Origin of the sequence: Pseudoalteromonas sp. MER144-MNA-CIBAN-0113 (assembly GCF_040308965.1) — a bacterium.
GTDB lineage: Bacteria > Pseudomonadota > Gammaproteobacteria > Enterobacterales > Alteromonadaceae > Pseudoalteromonas > Pseudoalteromonas tetraodonis.
On the sequence record NZ_JBEOOG010000622.1, the window covers coordinates 1 to 233 of the forward strand.

The 233-nt window shown below is 37.8% G+C and carries 1 protein-coding gene; it reads right to left on the bottom strand.

Features of this window, described 5'->3' with window-relative positions:
* The coding region (locus AAEY57_RS21205; protein ID WP_350608807.1) for a flavodoxin domain-containing protein at window positions 1–233 on the bottom strand (233 nt) is incomplete at both ends.

Here is a 233-nt window from a genome sequence, read left to right on the forward strand (position 1 = left end):
CTCCACAACCAAAAATAGCAACAAGTTTACCTTCAAAGTCAACTTCTTCAAGTTCTGGAAAAAAGTCATCCCAGTCACATTGTGCTTCGCCGTAGTACCAAGTAGGGATACCGAATAAGATCAAATCAAATTCAGCAATCTCTTCTTTAGAGCTTTTTGCAATATCATGAACAGCCACTAGCTTTTTACCCAATTCTTTTTGGATCATTTTTGCTACGTGTTCTGTGTTACCT